The 23006-nt window shown below is 67.4% G+C and carries 17 protein-coding genes and 1 riboswitch; of the genes, 7 read left to right on the plus strand and 10 right to left on the minus strand.

Annotation, left to right across the window (positions count from 1 at the left end):
* Positions 1-6 precede the first annotated feature (6 nt).
* A complete protein-coding gene (btuB, locus tag AC27VL_RS10555; RefSeq protein ID WP_488766323.1) occupies positions 7-1848 on the minus strand; it encodes a TonB-dependent vitamin B12 receptor in 1842 nt (613 codons plus the stop codon).
* Positions 1849-1966: 118 nt separating this feature from the next.
* A riboswitch (cobalamin riboswitch) is annotated at positions 1967-2187 on the minus strand.
* Positions 2188-2363: 176 nt separating this feature from the next.
* Here btuB and AC27VL_RS10560 point away from each other — a divergent pair.
* The gene (locus AC27VL_RS10560; RefSeq protein WP_089238474.1) at positions 2364-2942 is read left to right on the plus strand and encodes a histidine phosphatase family protein; all 579 of its coding nucleotides are present in this window, start codon (positions 2364-2366) and stop codon (positions 2940-2942) included.
* A 33-nt stretch (positions 2943-2975) separates the two neighbouring features.
* Here AC27VL_RS10560 and AC27VL_RS10565 read toward each other — a convergent pair whose 3' ends face one another.
* Together AC27VL_RS10565 and AC27VL_RS10570 are read right to left on the minus strand one after the other, a co-directional pair.
* The gene (locus AC27VL_RS10565; protein ID WP_100554643.1) at positions 2976-3338 is read right to left on the minus strand and encodes a TfoX/Sxy family protein; all 363 of its coding nucleotides are present in this window, start codon (positions 3336-3338) and stop codon (positions 2976-2978) included.
* Positions 3335-3817 (minus strand): GAF domain-containing protein, encoded by a 483-nt coding sequence (locus AC27VL_RS10570; RefSeq protein ID WP_100554644.1) that lies wholly within the window; start codon positions 3815-3817, stop codon positions 3335-3337. Before AC27VL_RS10570 ends, AC27VL_RS10565 begins: the two co-directional genes overlap by 4 nt.
* Before the next feature lie 67 nt (positions 3818-3884).
* Between AC27VL_RS10570 and bioD the strand changes: the two genes are divergently transcribed.
* Positions 3885-4571 (plus strand): dethiobiotin synthase, encoded by a 687-nt coding sequence (gene bioD / locus AC27VL_RS10575; protein ID WP_488766325.1) that lies wholly within the window; start codon positions 3885-3887, stop codon positions 4569-4571.
* 82 nt (positions 4572-4653) lie between these two features.
* On the opposite strand, the gene AC27VL_RS10580 is transcribed toward bioD, so the two are convergent.
* The 4 genes from AC27VL_RS10580 to msrB form a co-directional block, all read right to left on the minus strand.
* A complete protein-coding gene (locus tag AC27VL_RS10580; RefSeq protein ID WP_488766327.1) occupies positions 4654-6096 on the minus strand; it encodes an aminotransferase-like domain-containing protein in 1443 nt (480 codons plus the stop codon).
* Positions 6097-6309: 213 nt separating this feature from the next.
* Positions 6310-7047, minus strand: a complete 738-nt coding sequence (gene msrA / locus AC27VL_RS10585; RefSeq protein ID WP_488766329.1) for a peptide-methionine (S)-S-oxide reductase MsrA — start codon at positions 7045-7047, stop codon at positions 6310-6312.
* Positions 7048-7061: 14 nt separating this feature from the next.
* Positions 7062-8825: a cytochrome c biogenesis protein DipZ gene (locus AC27VL_RS10590; protein ID WP_488766331.1), complete on the minus strand. Its 1764-nt coding sequence runs from the start codon at positions 8823-8825 to the stop codon at positions 7062-7064.
* 2 nt (positions 8826-8827) lie between these two features.
* A complete protein-coding gene (gene msrB, locus AC27VL_RS10595) occupies positions 8828-9403 on the minus strand; it encodes a peptide-methionine (R)-S-oxide reductase MsrB (RefSeq protein ID WP_488766333.1) in 576 nt (191 codons plus the stop codon).
* 144 nt (positions 9404-9547) lie between these two features.
* Here msrB and AC27VL_RS10600 point away from each other — a divergent pair, with 144 nt between their 5' ends.
* Together AC27VL_RS10600 and AC27VL_RS10605 are read left to right on the plus strand one after the other, a co-directional pair.
* Positions 9548-10267 (plus strand): response regulator transcription factor, encoded by a 720-nt coding sequence (locus AC27VL_RS10600; RefSeq protein ID WP_025878436.1) that lies wholly within the window; start codon positions 9548-9550, stop codon positions 10265-10267.
* Positions 10264-11736, plus strand: coding sequence for a sensor histidine kinase (locus tag AC27VL_RS10605; protein ID WP_488766335.1), 1473 nt, complete (start codon positions 10264-10266; stop codon positions 11734-11736). Before AC27VL_RS10600 ends, AC27VL_RS10605 begins: the two co-directional genes overlap by 4 nt.
* Here AC27VL_RS10605 and AC27VL_RS10610 read toward each other — a convergent pair.
* Positions 11733-13076, minus strand: a complete 1344-nt coding sequence (locus AC27VL_RS10610; RefSeq protein ID WP_100554650.1) for an ATP-binding protein — start codon at positions 13074-13076, stop codon at positions 11733-11735. The genes AC27VL_RS10605 and AC27VL_RS10610 overlap by 4 nt on opposite strands.
* The gene (locus tag AC27VL_RS10615) at positions 13073-13762 is read right to left on the minus strand and encodes a winged helix-turn-helix domain-containing protein (RefSeq protein ID WP_099821602.1); all 690 of its coding nucleotides are present in this window, start codon (positions 13760-13762) and stop codon (positions 13073-13075) included. The genes AC27VL_RS10610 and AC27VL_RS10615 overlap by 4 nt, the downstream gene beginning before the upstream one ends.
* A gap of 345 nt (positions 13763-14107) precedes the next feature.
* Here AC27VL_RS10615 and asnB point away from each other — a divergent pair, with 345 nt between their 5' ends.
* On the plus strand, positions 14108-16009 hold the full coding sequence (gene asnB, locus AC27VL_RS10620) for an asparagine synthase (glutamine-hydrolyzing) (RefSeq protein ID WP_100554651.1): 1902 nt from the start codon (positions 14108-14110) through the stop codon (positions 16007-16009).
* Positions 16010-16578: 569 nt separating this feature from the next.
* On the opposite strand, the gene queD is transcribed toward asnB, so the two are convergent.
* Entirely contained in the window at positions 16579-16941 is a 363-nt protein-coding gene (gene queD, locus AC27VL_RS10625; protein WP_100554652.1) for a 6-carboxytetrahydropterin synthase QueD, read from the minus strand.
* Positions 16942-17136: 195 nt separating this feature from the next.
* Between queD and AC27VL_RS10630 the strand changes: the two genes are divergently transcribed.
* The gene (locus AC27VL_RS10630) at positions 17137-19776 is read left to right on the plus strand and encodes a TonB-dependent receptor (RefSeq protein WP_488766337.1); all 2640 of its coding nucleotides are present in this window, start codon (positions 17137-17139) and stop codon (positions 19774-19776) included.
* 64 nt (positions 19777-19840) lie between these two features.
* The gene (locus tag AC27VL_RS10635; protein ID WP_488766339.1) at positions 19841-22435 is read left to right on the plus strand and encodes a M14 family zinc carboxypeptidase; all 2595 of its coding nucleotides are present in this window, start codon (positions 19841-19843) and stop codon (positions 22433-22435) included.
* Positions 22436-23006 lie beyond the last annotated feature (571 nt).

Below are 23006 nucleotides of genomic sequence, written 5' to 3' on the forward strand. Positions count from 1 at the left end.
CTCTTTTCACTTTGGCTGGTAACGCACGCTCAGCTGGTACTCGCGGCCGGGCTGGTTGAACCACGCCACGGTCTCGTACTCGCGGTCGAACACATTGGCCACCCGCGCCAGCACCGACCATGCCGGGGTCAGCGCGTATTCGGCGCGCAGATCCAGCGTGCCGTAGCCGCCGACCTTCACCGCGTTGGTGGCATCGTCGTAGCGCTTGCCCGCGCCCTGCACGGTCAGGCCAGTGCGGAAGTCGCCGAAGCGGCGGTCGATGTCCAGGCGCGCGGTCTGCTGCGCACGGCGTGCCAGCCAGTTGTCGAACTGCGCGCTGCCGCTGGTGCGGTTGCGCGGATCGGTGAAGCTCAGCTGCGCGTTGATGTCGAAGCCGGCCAGGGTGGCGCCGCCGGTCAGTTCCGCACCGCGGATGCGTGCCTTCTCGACCTGCTGCATGCGGAAGGTGGCCGCGTCATAGGTGATCAGGTCATCGATGCGGGTCTCGTACACATCCAGGCCCCAGCGCCAGCCCTGGCCCTGCTGCGAGATGCCGAGGTTGGCACTCTTGGACTTCTCCGGGTCCAGCGTCGGCACGCCGCTCCACGGGTCGTACAGGTCGCTGAAGGTCGGCGCCTTGAACGCGGTGCCGTAGCTGGCGTTGACGCGCAGGCCATGGCCCAGCTCCATCGCCCAGCCGAGGCTGCCGGTGGCGTGGTTGCCGAACTGCTGGTTGTCGTCATTGCGCGCGCTGGCCTGCAGCTGGTGACGGCCGAAGCGCGCCTGGTACTGCAGGAACACGCCGGTATTGCGGCGGCTGTCGACCAGGTAGCCGGCGCTGCTGCCGTCCAGGTTGTCTTCGCTCCAGTCCACGCCGGCACTGAGCAGCTGGCCTTCGGCCACACCGATGTCGGCCTGCAGCGAGGCGCTGTCGCGGTGTGTCTGTGCGCTGCCGCGTGCACCGAAATCGCCGAAGTTGTCGGACTCGTTGTCGCTGCGGCCGACATTGGCAGTCAGCGTCAGCTGCTCGGACGGGGTGTAGCGCACCTTGCCGGCCAGCACCTGCTGGCGGGTCTCGGAGTAGTTGTAGTAGCCGTCGTAGTGGTTCTTGCCGTCGGCGCGCAGGGCGCTGCCTTCCACGGTCCACTGGTCGCTCAGGTTGTAGCCACCGCGCAGGCTCTTGGACAGGTTGCGGTAGCCGTCGCGGTCGGGTTCATCGGCGAAGCAGCCGGCAAACAGCGTGGCCGAGCCACGGCAGGCATCGATGCCGTCCGAATGCTGGTAGGCGATGTCGGCGCCGAACCAGCCGCGTTCGGTGCCACCGCCGATGCCGCCACTGGCTTCACGCAGGCCGTTGCTGCCGCCGCCCAGCTGGAAGTGCGGAGCGAAGTCGCCCTGGTTGCGGCGGGTGAAGATCTGGATCACGCCACCGATGGCGTCGGCACCGTACAGGCTGGACTGCGGGCCGCGCACGATTTCCACGCGCTCGATCTGCGCCAGCGGCAGATCCTGGTACATCGCCAGGCCGAGGTCGGCGCTGTTGATGCGCACGCCATCAACCAGCACCACGGTATGCGAGGAGTTGGTGCCACGCAGGAACAGCGAGCTCTGCTTGCCCAGGCCACCGGCATTGGTCAGGTTGATGCCGGCGCGGCCCTGCAGCAGTTCCTGCAGCGAGGTGGCCTGGCTGGATTCGATCTGCGCACGGTCGATCACCTGCGCAGGCGCAATGCTGTCCTGCAGGGCGATCGGCGTGCGGGTGGCGGTGACCAGCACCTGATCGAGGTCGGCGGCGCGATCTTCGGCCAGGGCCAGCGCAGGAAGAGCGGCCAGCACGGCCAGGGACAGCATTCGGGACTGCAGCTTCATCGGGGGGACTCCAGGTGCCGCGCACGCCCGCGCAGCGAAGGGGAGGAGTCACAACAGGCAGGCACGCGCCGATGCCGCGGCCATCGCCACAGACATCCAGCGCCATGCCCACCGCATCGCGACCTGAGGCTTCCGGGCCGGTCTCCGGGCTCGCCGCCGGGTGGCCCAAGGCCACCGTCCAGGCGCCTTCCCATGCCTGCGGCACAGTGGCGGGTTGCCTGGAACTGACGTGCTTACCGTTGCGGGGGCAGCGCCGGCATGGCGTGTTGTCACGCGTCACCGGCTTCCCGTTTCAACCTGCCGGCAGGGCCGCAGGTCACCTGGAAGTGCGCGCAGTCTACGGCATCGCGACCGGCCGGTAGCGTCGAACCTGCTCGGCTGATCAGGTGCGGATGTGCCTGCACGGTGCAGCAGACCTGCGCCAGCGCCTAGAATGCAGCTCGAATTATCGTGGTGCCGTTGCCGATGTCCGTCTGTTTTCCGCTGTTCCCGCGCCGCCCTGACTGGGCACGCGCATGATCCTCGACCTGGTCCGCCATGCCGGCAACGGTCGTGATGAGTTCCTCGATGGCCGCAGCGATCCGCCGCAGCTGGCCCGCCTGCCGCAGGAGCTGGTCGATGCCTATGCCGGGCAGTCGTGGGAACGGGTGATCAGTTCGCCGCGCCTGCGCTCGCTGCATACGGCGATGGCACTGGCCACACCGCGCGCGCTGGACGTGGAGGCGGACGAGGAGTGGGAAGAGCTGGATTTCGGCGACTGGGATGGCCAATCGCTGTTCGACCTGCCGGAAGACGCATTGGCCGCCTTCCACGCGGATCCGCACGCGTTTCCGCCGCCGCATGGCGAGAGCTGGGGCCATTTCGAACGGCGCATCGCACGCGCGCTGGATCGACTGCTGGACGACGACGACCCGGCGCCGACGGTAGTGGTCAGCCACGGTGGTCCGCTGCGCATGGTGCTGTCGCAGGTATGTGGCCTGCCGATGTCGTTGTGCTGGGCGTTGCGCATCGACCACGGCACGCGCCTGCGCGTGTGGGTCGAGCGCGGTGAAGCCGGGCTGGTGGGTGAGCTGCTGGAGCTGCAGCAGCCCTGAGCGCGCTCGCCGGGCATGGCCCGGCGCTACCGATCAATCCTCGTCGGTGCTTTCGGCCGCGCCTTCTTCGCCGTCGTCCTCGGCGCCGAAGCGCTGCTCATGCACCGGGCCTGATGCCGGGCCTGCCGCCTTCAGCGGATGCACGGCGATACGTGCTTCGTAGTCCTGCACCAGCGCGGTGCGCTGCGGTTCGCTCAGTTCCTGCCAGTGGCAATCCAGCAGCGCACCTTCCAGCGAATACAGCAGGTTGAGGCTGGGCTTGAAGCCGGCACGCTTGACCTTGACGAAGGCGCCGACGGCACCGATGGCGACCAGATCCTCGCGGCTGCGCAGGCCTACCTGGCGCAGCCACGCCGCACTCTTCGGGCCGATGTTGCGCAGCTTGACCGCGCTCACTTCAACGCCCCGACGAACACGTGGGCGATGGCTTCCAGACCGGCCTGGTCTTCAGCATCGAAGCGGCTGACGATGGGGCTGTCGATATCGAACACGCCGATCAGCTCCTCACCCCGGACCAATGGCACCACCAGCTCCGAGCGCGATGCGGCATCGCAGGCGATATGGCCGGGGAAGGCCTCCACGTCTTCGATGCGCTGGGTCACGCGCTGGCTGGCGGCCGCACCGCACACGCCCTTGTCCAGCGGAATGCGTACGCAGGCCGGCAGGCCCTGGAACGGACCGACCACCAGTTCCTTGCCGTCATACAGGTAGAAACCCACCCAGTTCAGGTCGGGCAGGGCGTGGTAGACCAGAGCAGCGAGGTTGGCCGCATTGGCGATGCGGTCGGACTCGCCGTAGACCAGGCCACGGGCCTGTTCCAGCAGCTGGGCGTATTGTTCCGGCTTGCTGCCGGTGAGCGAGGCGTTGGCGAACATGGCCGCAGTCTAGCAAGCGTGCCGGGCCAGCGATAATGCAGGCTCTGTTGCCCTGCTGGAGCCTGTGATGTCCCTGCCTGCCACGTTGCCGACGGCCCTGTTCGTCACCGGCACCGATACCGAGATCGGCAAGACCGCCGCCAGTACCGCGCTGCTGCACGCGCTGCGCCGGCGCGGCCTGCGCGCGGTGGGCATGAAGCCGGTGGCCAGCGGCAGCCACGATCTGGGGCAGGGCCTGCGCAACGACGACGCGCTGGCACTGCAGGCCGCCAGCCTGCCGATGCCGGACTATGCCGATCTGAACCCCTACGCATTGCGCCAGCCGTTGGCGCCGGAGCTGGCGGCGGCAGAAGATGGCGTGCGCATCGAACTGTCCCCGATCGTGGCGGCCTTCGAACGCCTGCGCGCACAGGCCGACGTGGTGGTGGTCGAAGGCGTGGGCGGCTGGCTGGCGCCGCTGTCTGCGCAGCTGGACCAGCTTGACCTGGTGCGTGCGCTGCGGCTACCGGTGGTGCTGGTGGTCGGCCTGCGCCTGGGCTGCGTCAACCACGCGCGGTTGACCGCACAATCGCTGCAGGCCAGCGGCGTGGACTGCCTGGGCTGGATCGGCAACCACATCGATCCGTCGATGCAGCGCCAGGATGAGAATTTCGCGACCCTGCAGCAGCGCCTGCCGATGCCCTGCTGGGGACGGCTGCCGCATCTGCCGGAAGCCGGTGGCGAAGCGTTGAGCACACACCTGCACGACGCGTGAGGGTAGCGCCGGGCCATGCCCGGCGAGCGCTCAGCGCGGCAGGCAGAGAAGCCGCCGGGCATGGCCCGGCGCTACCGATCCATCAGCGCGCCACCAGCTCCCGCGCGATCGCACCCAACCGTTCCACCGCACCGATGAAGCGCGCGTCCAGGGTCTGGCAACACGACAACCGCAGGCAATGCCGGTACCGCGCGCCACGCGAATACACCTGGCCCGGCATGAACACGATGTCCTCTGCCAGTGCGCGCTCAAACAGTTCACGGGTGTCCACGCCCGGCAGCTCCAGCCACAGCAGGAACCCGCCCTGCGGCTCGGTCGCGCAGGTGCCGGCCGGGAAATGTTCGGCGACCAGTTGCCGCAGGCGACCGACCTGTTCGCGGTACAGGCGGCGCATGCGATGCAGGTGGTGCTCGTAACTGCCTGCTTCCAGGTAGGCGGCCACCGCATCACCGAGCAGCTGCGGTTCGCCGCCGGTGGACTGGAACTTGAGCAGCGCGATGCGTTCGGCAAAGCGTCCGCCATCGAGCCAGCCGATCCGGTAGTCCGGTGCCAGCGTCTTCGAAAAGCCACCGACCACCATCACCCAACCATCGCGGTCGAACGCCTTCAGCAAGGGGGCCGGCGGCTCGCAGAACTGCAGTTCGGCATACACCGCATCTTCGATCAGCGGCAGCTGGCGTGCGTTGACCAGCTCGGCCAAGCGTTGCTTGTCGGCGATCGGCATCGTACAGCCCAGAGGGTTGTGTACGGTCGGCATCACCACCAGCGCCGCCACCGGTGTGTGCTCCAGCAGTGCTTCCAGCGCATCCACGTCCAGGCCGCGCTGCGGATGGGTGGGTAGTTCGATCGGTTGCAGGCCGAGCGTGGTCAGCAGGGGGTACAGGTTGAAGTACGAGGGCGCCTCGATGCCGACGGCATCACCGGCCTGGGTGACCGCGCGCAGGGCCAGCTGCAGTGCCTCCATCGCGCCATGGGTCAGCAGCAGGCGCTCGGCATGGGTATGCAGGCCCAGCCGGGGCCCACGCCGCACGATCTGCGCCAGCAGGCGCTGCGAACCGTTGGGACGGGCGTAGGTTTCCACGGTCTGCTGACCATGGCGCAGTACCTGCGCGGTGTGCCGGGCCAGCTGCGCGCCCGGGTAGAACTGTCGTCCGCGCGGGCCGGCAAAGGCCAGGTCGACCACGCCGGGGCGGCGCTGTGCTTCCAGCACGCGAGCCATCAGCACCTGTTGCAACGGCGCAGTGGGTGCTGACGGTGCATCGCGCAGCGATCGCTGCGGCGCCGACAGTCGCGGCGCGACTTCGAATCCGGCCTTAGGCCGTGGAATGACCAGTCCGGCGTCTTCCAGCTGGCGATAGGCCGCAATCACGGTGTTCAGGCTGAGCTGGCGCTGCGAAGCCATCTGCCGCAGCGACGGCAACCGGCTGCCGACCGGCAGGCGCCCGCCGTGGATGGCTTCAGCCAGCTCGTCCGACAGCCGCTGGTAGCGGGGTGGGATCATCGTGGTGGTGTCTTCTGTATCCATCGACTCGACCCGCATCTGGTTCTGTACCCATGATGCCGACGAGCCTAGCATGTCGTTGTCGGCCGGGCCTGATCGGGGCCGGGTCGATACTTCCCAAGCGCACGGCCCTGTGGCCGTGCGTCTTTTTTTGTTGTGTGTAGAGCCGAGCCCATGCTCGGCTGCTCTTTCGCCAACAGCAGCCGAGCATGGGCTCGGCTCTACAGAAGAGGGGTGTCACCGCATCGGCACCAGCGCCGGATCGCGGCGGTACAACGCCGGGAACTGCTTGCCCAGCGCGGCCAGCTTGGGCGCGTCGTAGTAGCGGATGTACGCGGCCTGCGGGTAGTTGCTCATGTAGTTCTGGTGGTAGCTCTCGGCCGGGTAGAAGCGCTGGCCACTGCCCACCTGGGTAACGATCGGCGCGCGGTAGCTGCCGGCCTGGCCGAGCTGGCCGATGTAGGCGCGGCTTGCTGCCTGCTGGCGCGTGTCATCGACGAAGATCGCCGAGCGGTACTGGCTGCCATGATCGGGCCCCTGCCGGTTGAGCTGGGTCGGGTCGTGCACCACCGCGAAGAACACCTGCATCAGCTGTCCATAGCTGACCTGGCGCGGGTCGTAGTCCACCTTCACCGCTTCGGCGTGGCCGGTGCGGCCACCGCTGACGCGCTCATAGCGGGCATCGGTGGCACTGCCTCCGATGTAACCGGACACCGCGTTGCTCACGCCTTTGACGTGCTGGAACACGCCCTGCACGCCCCAGAAACACCCGCCGGCAAAGACCACGCTGGCATGGCTGGCGTCATCGCGGAACGCTGCGTCGCCGCTGGGCGCAGGCAGCGCCTGCACCTTTGCCGTGGGCTCGGCCGCTGCGGCCACCGCACCGCGGTCCACCAGCAGCACACCCGCGACCAGCGCGGTGGCGACCAGGCCGGCGACGCCGGCGGCAATGCCCTGTTCGAAGGAGAGTTTCATCGTGTGCTCCCGGTTCAACCGAAGGTGAAGGCGTAGGCCTGCACGCCTGCGTCGAGGAATTCGATCTCGAAACGATGCGGACCGATCGTGCCGCGTTGGCGGATCAGCTGGTACAGACGGTGTTCGTTGACGGTGCCGGTGCCATCGGCAGCCACGTCGGCGCCGGCATCGGCCGCTGGCAGTGGCTTGCCATCAAGCAGCACGCGGAAACGCACCGGCGTTCCGTCCTCGCCCGGTGCCAGCACCAGGTGCAGGTCGCGGGCATGGAACTGGAAGGCGATGCGGCCGCCGGCCTGCTGCAGCTGTGCCGCTTCATCGTCGACCCGCCACAGTCCGGACAGGCCCCATTGGTTCAGCGCCAGGGTGGATGGCAGCGTGTAGCCGAATACTGCGTCGACGCGCTGCCCGCCCGGCGAGGCGAACTGCTCGGCACGTGCGTGGCCCAGGTAGGTTTCCGGCGAACGCAGGTTGCCCATGTCGGCCTGCGTGGCTACGCCCTGCAGGTCGGCCGCAGCGGGGTCCGCAGGCGGTGGCAGGTCGGTCTGCCCGGCTTCCACCAGCAGACGACGGATCACCTGTTCGGAGTGCGCGTAGTTGCCCTCGCCGAACTGATGGCCGCGGATGTTGCCCTGCGCGTCGATGAAGTAGTGCGCCGGCCAGTAGCGGTTGTTGAACGCGCGCCAGATCGAATACTGGTTGTCGAGCGCGACCGGATACTCGACCTTCAGCTGCTGTACGGCCTTCATCACGTTGCGCGGGTCGCGCTCGAACGCGAACTCCGGCGTATGCACACCGACCACCACCAGGCCATGGTCGCGGTAACGCTGCGCCCACTCGTGAACGAACGGCATCGCGCGCAGGCAGTTGATGCAGGAGTAGGTCCAGAAATCGATCAGCACCACCTTGCCGCGCAGCTGCTCGGCAGTCAGCGGCGGGCTGTTGAGCCAGCCGGTGGCGCCGCTCAGCGAAGGCAGTGTGCCTTCCACTGGCAGCGGCGCGCCTGCCTGCCCGGCCGCCATCATCATCATTGGCGGTGCTGCTGGTTGTGCGTCGGGCACGGCATCCAGCAGGCCCTGTTCGATGCGTGCGGTACTGACCGCGGACAGACGGGTCAGCAGGCCGGTGTCCCAGCCCAGGCCGATCGCCACCACCGCCAGCAGCGCGGCCACACCCAGCACCCGGCGCACCACATTACCCAGCCCGAGCCGGGCCTGCAGGGCACGGAACACGCGGCCACCCACCCACACCGCCAGCGCCAGCGCGGTGACTGCGCCCAGCGCGTAGGCCAGCAGCAGCGAACTGGTGCCGACACTGGCGCCGTTCAGGGCGGCGCCGGTCAGCACCAGGCCGAGAATCGGGCCTGCGCAGGGCGCCCACAGCAGGCCGGTGGCGATGCCGATCAGCAGCGAAGTCCCGGCGCCGCCACGGCCGGCCGCATCAGCGGCGTCGGCACGCGCGCTCAGTCGCGCACCGATGCGCTGGAACGGCGCCAGCAGATGGTCGGCCAGGGTCGGCCACAGCAGTGCGATGGCGAACACGGCCATCAGCACCAGTGCCACCCAGCGGCCGATCTGGTTGGCCTGCGCCACCCACTGGCTGCCGACCGCGGCCAGGCTGGCAACCACGGTGAAGGTCAGCGCCATGCCCAGCAGCAGCGGCAGGGTGCTGCGCAGGAAAGGACGATCGGCGCGTGCGAACACGAACGGCAGCACCGGCAGGATGCACGGGCTGAGCAGGGTCAGCACGCCCCCGAGATAGGCAAGCAGCAACAGCAGCATCATCACGCTCCCGAAGTGGGGGAAGAACCCAGCGGCACGCGCCAGTCGCCGGCGGCGTCCTGTTGTGCAGCCCCGGGAATGAACGCCATCGCGGCGCCGTTCATGCAGTAGCGCAGTCCGGTCGGACGCGGGCCGTCGTTGAACACGTGGCCGAGGTGGCCGCCACAACGACGGCAATGTGCCTCCACCCGCAACATGCCGAAGGTGGTGTCACGGTCCTCGCCGATGGCGTTGTGCAGCGGCGCCCAGAAGCTGGGCCAGCCAGTGTGGCTCTCGAACTTGGTGGACGACGAGAACAGCGGCAGCGCACAGCCGGCGCAGGCGAACGTACCCTGCCGGTGTTCCTTGTTCAGCGGGCTGCTCCAGGGACGTTCGGTGGCCTGCTGGCGCAGCACGGCATACTGCGTCGGGCTCAGCAGCCGACGCCACTCGGCATCGCTGCGGGCCACCTCGAACTGTCGCGAAGGCCGCGCCTCGGCAGCGGCGGGGGCAGCGCGGCTGCACGCGCCCAGGCCCAGCAGGCCGGCGGCGGTGACAGCACCGCCCAGGCCCAGCAGATGGCGGCGGGTGAGGGACATGGTGGACTCCGGGAAGGGGCGACGGGGTCATGCTGCGCCCCCTCCGGTCAACGAATCCTCACGCAGGATTCAATTTTTCGTGAGGTATCCACGCCGCTCCCGCGCCACAATGCGGGCAGCCTCCCCACTGGCCCGAACCTGCCGATGTCCGCCAAACGTGTCCTGATCGTTGAAGACGATGCCCATATCGCCGACCTGCTGCGCATGCACCTCGGTGATGAGGGCTATGAAGTCGCGCACGCCGCCAGCGGCGATGCCGGCCTGCGCCTGATCGAACAGGAAGGCCCGTGGGATGCGCTGGTGCTGGACGTGATGCTGCCGGGCGTGGATGGCCTGCAGGTCTGCCAGCGTGCACGCGCGATGGCGCGCTATGTGCCGATCATCATCATCAGTGCACGCGGCAGCGAAACCCAGCGCATCGTCGGCCTGGAACTGGGCGCGGACGACTACCTGGCCAAGCCCTTCTCGATGCCGGAGCTGGTGGCACGCGTGCGTGCGCTGCTGCGCCGCGCCGAAGCCATGGCACAGAACGCGCGCATCGATGCCGGGGCGATCGAACTTGGCGGGCTGCGCCTGGACCCGGTCGCGCGTACTGCCGCCGTCGATGGCAATGCACTGGAACTGACACCGCGTGAGTTCGAACTGCTGCTGTTCTTTGCCCGCCACCCGGACCAGGTGTTTGCGCGGATGGAACTGCTCAACCAGGTCTGGGGCTACCAGCACGATGGTTACGAGCACACGGTCAACACCCACATCAACCGCCTGCGCAGCAAGATCGAAACCGACCCGGGCAACCCACGGCGTCTGCTGACCGTATGGGGGCGCGGCTACAAGCTGGTCGACCCGGCCGGGGCGGCAGCATGATCAAGCCGAACCTGTGGCAGAAACTGGCGCTGGTGATGTCAGCGCTGATGCTGACGTGCTGCATGGCGCTGCTGGCCTGGCAGATGCGCACCAATACCCGCCATGAGCAGGAAGTGGTGCAGCGCCTGTCGCTGGGCTTGGCCGAGCACATCGCCCAGCGTAGTGAGCTGATGGACACCAGCGGCATGCGCGATGCGGCGGTGCGCGCCTTGTTCGGCCAGCTGATGGCGGTCAACCCCAGTGTCGAGGTGTACCTGCTGGACGACCAGGGCCGCATCCTCGGCCACGATGCGCCCAGCGGCCATCTGATGCGCAGCCAGGTGGACGTGGCACCGCTGCGGCGCCTGCTGTCCGGCGCGGCGCTGCCGATCCTCGGTGACGATCCGCGCAGCACGGATGGTCGCAAGGTGTTCAGTGTGGCGCCGCTGGTGGTGCAGGGGCGGCAGGCCGGCTACGTGTACGTGGTGCTGGTGGGCGAACACCGGCAGATGCTGGCCGATGACCTGGCCGCTGGCAGCCAATGGCACACCACCCTGTGGTCGGTGCTGTTGATAGGCGGGCTGGGCTTGCTTGCCGGCCTGGTGGCCTTCTACTGGGTGACCCGGCCGCTGCGCCAGGTCACCCGGCGCATACAGGCCTTCGACATCGACGCACCGACGCCGCTGCCCGCATCGGTACCACTGCGCGCGGGCGAGCGCGATGAGCTGAAGATCCTCGAACATGCCCATGCACAGATGGCACAACGGCTGGGCGAACAGTGGCAGCAGCTGCGCCAGCAGGACCTGCAGCGCCGCGAACTGGTGGCCAACATCTCGCACGACCTGCGTACGCCGTTGTCCTCGCTGCACGGTTACCTGGAAACGCTTGCGCTGAAGGAAGCCACGCTGTCGCCGCAGGAGCGCCGTCGCTATCTCGGTATCGCACTGGCGCAGAGTGCCAAGGTCGGCCGTCTTGCCCGCGCACTGTTCGAACTGGCACGGCTGGAACACGGCGAAGTGCGGCTGGAGTGGGAGGTGTTCGCGCTGCCGGAACTGCTGCAGGACGTGCTGCAGAAATTCGAACTGGCCGCGCAGGCACGCGGGCAGCGCCTGCATGCTGAGTTCCCGCCGGGCCTGCCGCTGGTACGCGCCGATCTCGGTCTTGTGGAGCGCGTGCTGACCAACCTGCTCGACAACGCGCTGCGACATGCGCCGGACGGTGGCCGCGTGCAGGTGCAGCTGTCGGCGCTGCCCGACAGTGTGCAGGTGGCGGTGCAGGACGATGGCCCCGGAGTGCCGCCAGCGCTGCGTGGGCAACTGTTCCTGGCGCCGGCGGCACTGGGGGCGCGGCGTGGCGAAAACGGCGGGCTCGGCCTGCTGATCGTGCAGCGCATCGTGCAGCTGCACGGCCGCCGCATCGAGCTGCGCGAAAGCGAGCAGGGTGCGCTGTTCGTGTTCGCCTTGCCACGCGCGGATGCGGAGACGAACTAGACGTCTTCTGCCGGTGGCGCGACACCGCTTTCCATCGGCAGCAGCAGCCGGATGCAGGCACCACCGAGCGCCGAATCGGCCACTTCCACGTGGCCGCGATGCTTGTCCGCCACCACCTGCACCAGCGCCAGCCCCAGCCCGAAACCCGGGCTGGCCTGGTCCAGCCGCACGTAGGGCTGCAGCACCTGGCTGCGCAGTTCGACGGCGATGCCGGGGCCGTCGTCCTCCACCTGCAGGCACAGCCATCCCTCGTTGAGCGTGCTGACAATGCGGATCTGCCGACGCGCATAACGCAGCGCGTTGCCCAGCAGGTTGCGCAGCGCCAGTTCCAGCATGTGCCGGTTGACGTTGACCAGCCCTGCGGGTGACAGGTCCAGCTGCACCGGGATCGTCAGTGGTGCGAACTGGTCGACCACCCCGCGTACCAGTGCGGCCAGTTGCAGGCGCTGACGGGTGAGCTGATGGCAGCGCCCGAGTGCCGCATATTCAACGCCGGCGTCGGTCAGGTGCTGCAGCCGGTCCACATCGATGCGCAGCCCCGACAGTGCATCGCGCTGGGCATCATCCAGTCCGGTTTCTTCCAGGTCTGCAAGGCCGAAGCGCATCCGTGCCAGCGGCGTGCGTACTTCGTGCGCCACCGCCTGGGCCAGCACGCGCTGGCTTTCCAGCAGCAACTGCAGCTGTTCGGCCATGTGGTTGAACGCCTTGGCCAACGGGCGCACCAGCGCGGTACCGGCGCGCGGCGCACGGCTGTCGAGCTGACCATCGCGCATCCGTCGCGCGGTCTGCGCCAGTTGCGAGACATCCCGCCACAGCCGGTAGACCATCACATACATCGGCAGCGCCACCGCCACCATCAGGATCAGCAGGATGATGGCCACGCCGGAGGCTTCGCTGTCCTGCCAGCCTTCCTCGGGCAGGGCCTGGTCCAACGGTCCCAGGATCAGCGCACTGCTGCTGTTGCCGACGCGCTGCAGGCTGCGCATGCTGTCCAGCTCGATCTGCACGTGTCCGTTGAGCAAGCCCTTGCGCTGTTTCGCCGGCAGTATCGCGGCAGCCTCGGTCAGCGGCATCAGCTGCAGCGGATAGGCGAAATCGCTGTCCAGCTGTTGTGCCAGGGCTGGCCACTGCGCCGGCGGCGTTTCGGCGAAGCGATGTTGCAGCATCGCATGTGGGCCGCGCATTTCCGCCTGCAGGCTGGCCTCGGTGCGATCTTCCAGCAGCGCATCCCAGGCCCACAACCCGGCGACGATCAGCAGAAGGTGGACGACGAGGAAGCCGATGCCGTAGCGCAGGAAGTGGAAGGCGTGGCCACGCATGGCCGAAGATGGGTGCTTCATCCCCATGCCGATCGGCTGAACAGGTAACCACGGCCGCGCACGGTCTTGATCCGCTCGGGCTGTTCCGGGTTGTCGCCCAGCTTGCGCCGCAGGCGCGAGATGCGTGCATCGATCGAGCGGTCCAGGCCATCGAAGGCGATGCCGCGCAGGCCGCGCAGCAGCGCATCGCGGTCGAGGATCTGGCCCGCGTTGCCGGCCAGCAGGAACAGCAGGTCGAATTCGGCGGTGGTCAGCTCCAGCAGGCGGCCCTGCAGGTGCACGTTGCGGGTGGACGGATCGATGCTCAGTTCACCGAAACGCAGCGCTTCATCGCGTGGCTCGACCCGACGGTGGCGGCGCAGATGGGCGCGCAGCCGGGCCAGCAGCACCCGCGGTTCGATCGGCTTGCCGATGTAGTCGTCGGCGCCCAGTTCCAGCCCCAGCACCTGGTCGATGTTGTCGGTACGGGCGCTCAGCACGCAGATGATCCCGTCATAGTGGGGCCGGATCTGCCGACACACTTCGAAACCATCCTGGCCCGGCAGGCCGATGTCGAGCAGGACCAGCGCCGGCTTTTCGCTGAGGATCCGGGCGATCGCGCGCTGGCCGCAGCGCTCATGGGCGACCTGGTAACCGTGGCGCTGCAGGTAGTCGCTGACCATCGTGCCCAGCCGAGCGTCGTCTTCAACCAGTACGATATCCAGCATTTACAAGGCCTCCGGGGCGCTTCCGTACCGCCGTGGCACGAGCGCGGCGATGCTATCCCAGCTGTCGGGCCGCCCGGGTCCTGGGGGCGGGCGCCATTCAGCCGGGGTTGCTGGCGCACGGGCCGGGCCTCAGGCCGGGCAATGACTTGGCTGCAGGGTAGCAATCCGGTTGTTACAAAACGTTACGCAAGGCGCGCCTGCGGTGACGGTCGCTGACAGCGCTACGACTGACGTGGCGCGCGGCGGGGCGGAGCATGGCAGCTCTCCCCATCCGCGTGCCGCCCTCATGCCGTCCGCCTCCTGTCCCGTGCTTTCCCTTGATTGCCATTGCCATGGAGGCCAGCGATGAGCGGCGTGGTCGGGGCCTGGCTGCCGCCTGCCGACGACGAGCAGCTGCTGCAGCAGCTGGCGCCGATGCTGCGGGCGCTGCAGCAGCGCGGCCGCGGTCGCATCGGTTACTGGACCGATGCCGACGCAGGACTGGCCCTTGGTCATTGCCGCGCGCCGACCGACATGCCGTTGCAGCCGCTCAGTTCCAGCTGTGGGCGTTACGTGCTGTGCCTGGATGGCCGCATCTACAACAGGGCGGCGCTGCAGTCGCAGCTGCGCGATCTGCCGCGCAGCTGCACCGATGCACGCCTGCTGCTGCAGGCCATCGTCGAGTGGGGCGTGCAGCGTGCGCTGTCGCGCATCGAAGGGGCGTTTGCGTTCAGCGTCTGGGACCGCCATGCGCATGAACTCTGGCTGGCGCGCGACCCGGTCGGCGAACGGCCGTTGTATTACGGGTGGTACCAGGGCCAGTTCCTGTTCGCTTCGGAGTTGAAAGCGCTGCAGGCCTTCGCCGGGTTCGCTCCCAGCATCGACCAGGATGCATTGAGCCTGCTGCTGCGCCATGACTATGTGCCTGCGCCGCATACCATCTATCGCGGCATCCACAAGCTGGTGGCCGGGGCGATGCTGCGCGTGGACCTCAACGACCATGCCGCCGGCGGATCAACGCAGGCGACGCAGGGAGGCCATCGCTACTGGTGCGCGCGCGATGCGATGCAATCAGCGCTGCAGGAGCCGTTGCAGCCGGCGCCCAGCCTGGAGCAGGCCACCGACCAGTTGGAGGTGGTGCTGCAGCAGGCGATCGCCGCGCGCATGCATTCACCGGTGGCCTGCGGTGCGTTCCTGTCCGGCGGTACCGATTCGTCGCTGGTGGTGGCGATGATGCAGGCGCAATCGGCGTTGCCGGTCGAAGCATGGACGGTGGGTTTCGATGACCCTGGTCACGACGAGAGCGACTGGGCCTCGCAGGTCGCCCGCCATCTGGGCGTGCATCACCACCTGCACAGGATGGACAGCCGGCAGGGCCTGGATCTGCTGCAGCGCTTGCCGCAGGTCTGGTGCGAACCGTTCGCCGATGCCTCGCAGCTGCCCACCTTGCTGGCCAGCGAGCTGCTCGGCGCGCGCAAGCCGGTGGCGCTGACCGGCGACGGCGGCGATGAACTGTTCTTCGGCCACCCCAGCTACGGCCGCGCGTTGCGCAATGCGCGCCTGTGCGGTGGCCTGCCGGACTGGGTGCGTGATCTCGCGCGGCGTGGCAGCAGCCGCTTGAACGTGGAGCGTGGTCGGCTTGGCGGTTGGCGGGCACTGGTGGCCGAAGTGGCGGCCAACGATGTGGAGGGGCATTACCTGCAGCGCGTCACCCGCTGGCGGCAGCCGACCCAGGTGGTGTTGGGCGCACGCGAGCCGGCGACGATCTTCCAGCAGCAGGACACCGCACTGCCGGCAGAAGCACGCATCCAGCTGCTGGATTTCCGCATGGATCTGGCCGAAGGCATCCTTGCCAAGGTCGACCGTGCAGGCATGGCGGCCGGCGTGGAAACGCGCTCGCCGCTGCTGGACATGGAGGTGGTGCGCCTGGCCTGGCGCCTGCCGCAGCACCTGAAATACCACGACGGTGAGCACAAGCGGATCCTCAAGCATCTGCTGTCGCGCTATCTGCCCGCACCGCTGGTCTATCGTCCCAAGCGCGGTTTCGGCCCGCCGATGGCGCGCTGGCTGGCCGGCCCACTGCGCGACTGGGCGGAAGCACTGCTCGATCCGCAACTGCTGCGCAACCAGGGCTGCTTCGATGCGGTGCGCGTGCGCGCGATCTGGGAGGCGTTCCTGCGCGGCGAGCGCAAATGGCATACGCACCTGTGGAACGTGTTGATGTTCCAAGCGTGGTACCAGCACTGGCACGGCAACCGCGGGCGCTGAGTATTCCTTGCGCGACGAACTCATTCTGCGCGGCGCAGGGCGGAGGCCCTTGCGTGCGAATGTCCTCCGGCGCCGGCCGGTGGCCGTCACCTCCCCCTTTACTTCGCACGCAAGGGCCTCCGCCCTGCATGGGGAGATCTTCGGTGGCCTCGGGAAAAGCAGCGATCTGCGCGCCTGGGCCCCGCAAGCCGAGCGTCGTCGTGGCCGGTAAGGGTTTGGACAAAGTAAAGGAGGAGGGGGCGGCCGCAGGCCGGCGCCGGGGGACATTTGTCCAAACCCTTACCGGACACGGCGAGGCCCATCCGGTCGCGGCTGATCCAGGCGAAGAAGCCTGCCTGGCGGAGGCGAAAAAAAAGACCCGGCAGAGGGAGGGATCTGCCGGGTCCGGATTGCATGGGGGGAGGGACCCATGCAATGAGCGTGGGCGTCGCGCCAGTGGCTGTTGCCAGTCGCATCCGCCGTGCATTTGTATTGATGCAATGCAGCATACGCCGATCATGCGGCATTGCAACAAAAAATATGAAGGCGCCGTTTCCGGCGCCTGGATTCCTTTCAGATCAGTGGGTTGATCAGGCGGCAGGGCCGCGGTAGCGGCAGCCCGAGGTGCAGGTTTCGTGCACCGTGATCTCGCTCAATGCCGGCAGGACGGGCTTGAGCTCGTTCCATATCCACACTGCCAGATTCTCGCTGGTCGGGTTCTCCAGGCCGGGGATGTCATTGAGATAGTGGTGGTCCAGGCGGTCGTAGATCGGCTGGAAAGCCGCCTTCACATCGCCGAAATCCATGATCCAGCCGGTCTGCGCACCCGGCTCGCCCTCCACCTTCAGTTCCACCCGGAAGGAGTGGCCGTGCAGGCGCGCGCATTTGTGCCCCGGCGGCACGTTGGGGAGGCGGTGCGCCGCCTCGAGCATGAAGACTTTGAAGATTTCCATGTCGCGATTGTACGCCGCAGGCGCCCGATCAGCCCGGTCCCGCGTTGTCCTTTCGTGAAGAAATTCTTTCCATCCGGATGAAGAGATGATAGTTTCTCTTATATCCGTATGAAGAGATGTTATTGGCCGCAGCCCGGCCAGGCATGGATTACTGCGGAACTTACCTCGTCCTTCCACTACCTCCCCCACATCGTCATGCCCCAGCACACCCTGCTCGTGGCGGCCCTGGCCGTCGCTCTGGCCGCGCCTTTGTCTGCCGCCGCCGAAACCACCGCCGACGCCAGCGGCGACGCCAGTACCCTGGCTGCCGTGCGCGTCACCGGTTCCAACATCAAGCGCGCCGATACCGAAGCCTCCAACCCCGTGCAGGTGATCGGCCGCCAGCAGCTGGAACAGACCGGCAAGGCCACCGTGGCCGATGTGCTGCGCTCGATCTCGGCCAACACCGGCAACGCCAGCAACGAGACCACCAACAACGGTTGGGCATCGGGCTCGGCCGGCATCGGTCTGCGCGGCCTCTCGCAGAAGAACACGCTGGTGCTTCTCAACGGCCGGCGCCTGGCCAACTACGGCTTCCCGGCCGGCGGCCTGTCGGACACCTTCGTCGATCTCAACGCGCTGCCGCTGGTGGCTGTCGAACGCATCGAAGTGCTCAAGGACGGTGCATCCGCGGTGTACGGCAGCGATGCAGTGGCCGGCGTGGTCAACATCATCACCCGGCAGAACTTCGAAGGCGCCGAGATCGGTGGCAGCTTCGGTGGCGCCGACCAGGGCGGCCTGCACGAGCAGAACCTGAAGTTCGTCGGCGGTCTGGGCGACATCGACAAGGACGGCTACAACATCCTCTTCAGCCTGCAGGCCTACAACCGCGAGCGACTGGACCAGGACGAGCGCAACCTGACCAAGAGCGGCATCTACAGCGACCAGCCCGGCGGCCGCTGGAACGGCTGGTCGGCCAAGGGCGCACGCTATCTGGTCAATGGCACCTCCGTGCCGATGCTCGATGCCAACGGCAACTGCCCCACCGGCACCACCCGCGTGGCCAGCGCGCCGATCGACGGTCTGGCCGGTGACACCTGCGGCTTCAACCAGGCGCCGTACACCACCCTGATTCCCTCGACCAAGCGCTACCAGGCCTACGCCAACGGCACCTTCCGCCTTGGCGACAACGTCGAAGCGTTCGGCGAAGTGCTGTACAGCCAGATCAAGAGCGCTGCGTGGTTCGGCAGCAGCCCGTTCTTCACCCTGGAAAGCGGTCGCTTCGCACTGAACGCGCAGACCGGCCTGGCCGAGCCGGTGTCGTCCAACCTGCCTGCCGGCAATCCGTACAACCCGTACGGCCGCGCGATTCCGATCGAATACACCTTCTTCGACCTCGGCGGCACCATCAAGACCAACCGCTCCACCGCCTATCGCGGTGTGTTCGGGCTGCGTGGCAACACCGAGAAGTGGGACTGGGAAGTGGCCGCGTTCGGCGCGCGCAGCAGCGAGCGCGAAACCGTCTCCGGCGGCTTCGCCAACCGCTGGGCGCTGGCCAATGCGCTGGCGACCGGCAGCTACAACCTGCTGAATCCGGCGGCGACGCCGCAGTCGGTGCGCGACTCGATCAACATCGCCACCCTGCGTCCGGCCGAATCCAAGCTGCAGGGCATCGACGCGAAGATCTCGGGCAGTCTCGGCCACACCTGGGCCGGCGACATCGGTTTCGCCGCCGGTGCCGAATGGCGCCGAGAGAAGCTCGATTCGAACAACCCGTGGCAGATCGACGCCGGCCTGCAGGTGCGCCCGGCGATTGCCGAAGTGCACGGCGAGCGCAAGGTCAGCGCCGCCTATGCCGAGGTCAATGTGCCGCTGGCATCGACCCTGGAGCTGTCCGCCGCCGCCCGCGCCGATCATTACGATGATTTCGGCGACGCGTTCTCGCCCAAGCTCGGTCTGCGCTGGCAGCCGCTGGATTTCCTGCTGGTGCGTGCGTCCGCGTCGAAGGGCTTCCGTGCGCCGTCGCTGTCGGAGAACTCCAACAGCACCAGCATCGCCTACGGCAGCGTGGTCGACCCGCGTGATCCGGACGTGCCGGGCTCGCGGCAGAACCCGACCTTCTTCACCGTCGGCAACAACGACCTGAAGCCGGAGCGTACCAAGAGCGTGAACTTCGGCGTGGTGCTGTCGCCGTGGGCGAACACCAACCTGAGCGTCGACTACTACCGCATCCAGCTGGACAACCTGGTCGGTACCAACAACACCCAGGCCCTGGTCAACGACAACGTCGCCGGTGCCGTGCAGCGCGATGAGCGTGGCAAGCTGCAGGCGGTCTACAACCGCTACCAGAACCTGAGCGAGCTGAAGACTTCGGGCATCGACGTCGAGCTGCGCCAGCGCATCCCGACCACCGCCTTCGGTGACTTCACCGTGACCTCGGCCTACACCCACGTGCGCGACTACCGGCGCCCGACCGTGGTCGGTGGCCCGTTGGTGGATTACGCCGGCAGCAACCTCGGCGCCACCCTGCCGAAGAACAAGGCCACCACCACACTGGACTGGAACTACAGCGACTACACCGCTGCGGTGACCTGGTACTACACCAGTGGCTACGACCAGAAGGCCAGCACCGCCGCCGCCGCGGTGCAGAGCCGCGTCGATGCCTACAACCAGTTCGATCTGTACCTGGGCTACACCGGCATCGAGAACCTGACCGTGTATGCCAAGGTGCAGAACCTGGGTGACAAGACGCCGCCGTACGACGCCTCGTTCCCGGGCATCCGCGCGCCGTACGACTTCAGCCAGTACGACCTGCGTGGCCGCTACTTCACGCTGGGCTTCGATTACCGCTTCTGATCCACCCGCCGCGGCCGGCCACCCCGTGTGGCCGGCCGTGTTGCCATGTTTCTGGGGAGTCACCGTGTCCTTCCGCCGCCGTGCTGTTCTACCGCTGTTGCTTGCCGTCGCCACCGCCGTATCGCTGCCGTCTGCGGTGCATGCGCAGAGTGCCTATTTCTTCCCGAAGGCCACCGATGCAGCGGCCTTCGATACCGCCATTCCCACGCCGGAGCAGTTCCTCGGCTATCCGATCGGCAGCCGTTACACCCGCCACGACCAGCTGGTGGCTTACTTCCAGGAGCTGGCCAAGCACTCGGACAGGATCAGCGTGCGCGAGATCGGCCGCAGCTATGAGGGCCGACCGCTGCTGATTGCCACGGTCACCGCTGCCGGCAACCACGCGCGGCTGGAACAGATCCGCCAGCAGCACGCGACCCTGGTTGATCCGGCGCAGCCGCGCAGCGCTGCCGGTGACAGTCCGGTGGTGGTGTGGCTGGGCTACAGCGTGCACGGCAACGAGACCTCCAGCGGCGAAGCGGCGATGCTGACCGCGTACTACCTGGTGGCCAACCGCAGCGCGGAAACGCAGCAGTGGCTGCAGCAGGCGGTGGTGCTGTTCGATCCGGCGCAGAATCCCGATGGCCGCGACCGCGCCGCCAACTGGCACAACGCCTGGGCGTCAGATCCGGCCTCGGCCGATCCGGCCGACAAGGAGCACGTTGAGCCGTTCCCGCAGGGCCGCACCAACCACTACTTCACCGATCTCAATCGCGATTGGCTGGCGCTGACCCAACAGGATTCGCGACCGAAGGTGGCACAGTTCCACCAGTGGTACCCGAACGTGCAGATCGACTTCCACGAGATGGGCAAGGACAGCACGTACTACTTCGAGCCATCGCCGAAGAGCATGCATAGTCCATTGATCCCGGCGGCGTCGTACGAGTTCAACAAGACCCTGGCCAAGTACCATGCCCAGGCGCTCGATGCGCTGGGCTCGCTGTACTACACCGGTGAGAACTTCGACAATTTCTCGCCCGTGTACGGCTCTACCTATCCGGACTTCCACGGCGCGGTTGGTGTCACCGTCGAACAGGCCAGCTCGCGTGGTCGCGTGCAGGAATCGGTGAATGGCCTGTTGACGTTCCCGTTCACCATCCGCAACCAGGTTGCCACCGGCTTGGGCACGGTGCGCGGCGCGGTGACCGAACGCAACGCCCTGTTCGATCTGCAGAAGCAATTCTTCCAGAGCGCGCTGAAGCAGGCCGCACAACAGCCGGTGAAGAGCTTCGTATTCGGCGACGCGCATGATCCGGCATTGACCCGACGCCTGCTGGAACTGCTGTTGCTGCACAGGATTGAAGTGCATGCGCTGGATCGCGCCGTCACCGTGGATGGCCAGCGTTTCGAAGCGGGCAGCGCCTACGTGGTGCCGGTGCAGCAGGCGCAGTTCCGGCTGGTCCATTCGATCTTCGCCGAGACCCCGCCGATCAAGGGCGACGTGTTCTACGGCAGCACCAGCTATGCGATCGCCCCGGCCTACGGCGTGGCCTCTGCCGGCAGCCGCAGCCGCATCGACGGCGGCGCCCGCGTGCTCGAGGTTCCCGAAGTACAGGGCGGGGTGATTGGTGGTGAAGCGGGCTTCGCCTACGTGATCGACTGGCGCGACTACAACGCGGGCCGCGCACTGGCCGGTCTGCAGGCCAAGGGCTTGTCCACGCGTGCCACCTTCCAGCCGTTCACCGCCAGCACCGCACAGGGTGACGTGGCCTTTGCCGGTGGCAGCATCGTGGTACCGGTGGCCGGGCAGCCACTGCAGGGCGCGGCGCTGCAGGAAGCGGTCGCCGCCGCAGCGCGGGCAGCCGGCGTGCAGGTGCATGCGCTGTCCAGTGGCCGCAGCCGCGATGGCATCGACCTTGGCAGTGACGGCGTCAAGGCACTACGCAAGCCAGCAGTGGCGCTGGTGATGGGCGAGGGCGTGGCCGCCACCGAAATCGGTTCGGCCTGGTTCCTGCTCGACCAGCAGCTGCGCCTGCCGGCCAGCAAGCTGGACCCCCAGCAGCTGGGCAAGGTATCGCTGGACCGCTACACCACGATCGTGCTCTCCGGCGGCACCTACACGGGGATCGACGCAACCGCGGTAGCGGCATTGAAGCGCTGGATCCAGGCCGGTGGGTCACTGGTGACCTATGGCAGCGCTTCAAAGTGGGCGATCGAACAGAAGCTCGCCGAGGGCGAGAAGCTGGGCAAGGAAGAGGACGCGGGAGACACCGCGCGCCGCGCCTTCGGCGACCAGCGCGATATCGCCGCCATCGAGCGTGTCAGCGGCAACATCCTCAGTGCCGACGTCGACCCCAGTCATCCTTTGGCATTCGGCGTGCCGCGCCGGCAACTGGCGATCAACAAGGAGAACACGGTCATCCTGCAGCCGAGCGCGAACGGGTTTTCCACGGTGGTGCGGATCGACGACACGCCGCGGGTGAACGGGTATCTGTCCGAGCGCAACCGCAGTCGCGTGGCGGGCAGTGCGTGGCTGCTGGTGTCGGCGCAGGGGCAGGGCAACGTGATCCTGTTTGCGGATGATCCGGCGCATCGCAAGTACTGGCATGGCACGGACCGGTTGCTGATCAATGCGATCTTCTTTGGGAATCTGGTGAATCCGAGTAAAGCGCGGGGTTGAGGCATTACGCGCCGAACTGACGCTGGGATTGGGAGGACGGATGGGCCGCGCAGGACACGCCGCAAGTACGTCCCTGTAGGCTCGTAGGCGCCATCCATGGCGCCTGCGGTCCTGCGCGGCCCATCCGTCCTCCCCAGACAGTTTCCTGCGGGCGCGGATGCAGCAAACCCAAGGCGGGAGCAAGGGCAAAATCAAAAGCAAAAGCTGGAATTCCGGCTTTTGCTTTTGTCTTTGTCTTTGTCTTTGAATTTGATCCTTCTTCTCCCGGCTACCCGGCGGGACAAGTAGGCGCTGGAAATGTCTGAAGCGCTGGGGAGCGGGGTCGGCGCAAAACCGCAGGCGCCATGGATGGCGCCTACGAGCCCCCATGGATGGGTTGCGGCGTGTTTTGCGCCGACCTCGCTCCCCAGCGCCCACACGAAACCCACCGCCAGCTCTCAAACCACCCGGCAGCCAGCAACAAAAAAGGGACGACGCGTTAGCGTCGTCCCCCGATAAGCAGCCCCCGCGCAGCGGGCGACGCCATCCCTGTCAGCTGGGATCAGCTGGCGCGACCGCCGCCGCCACCCTG

The sequence above is a fragment of the Stenotrophomonas sp. 14P6.2.3 genome (assembly GCF_057799055.1).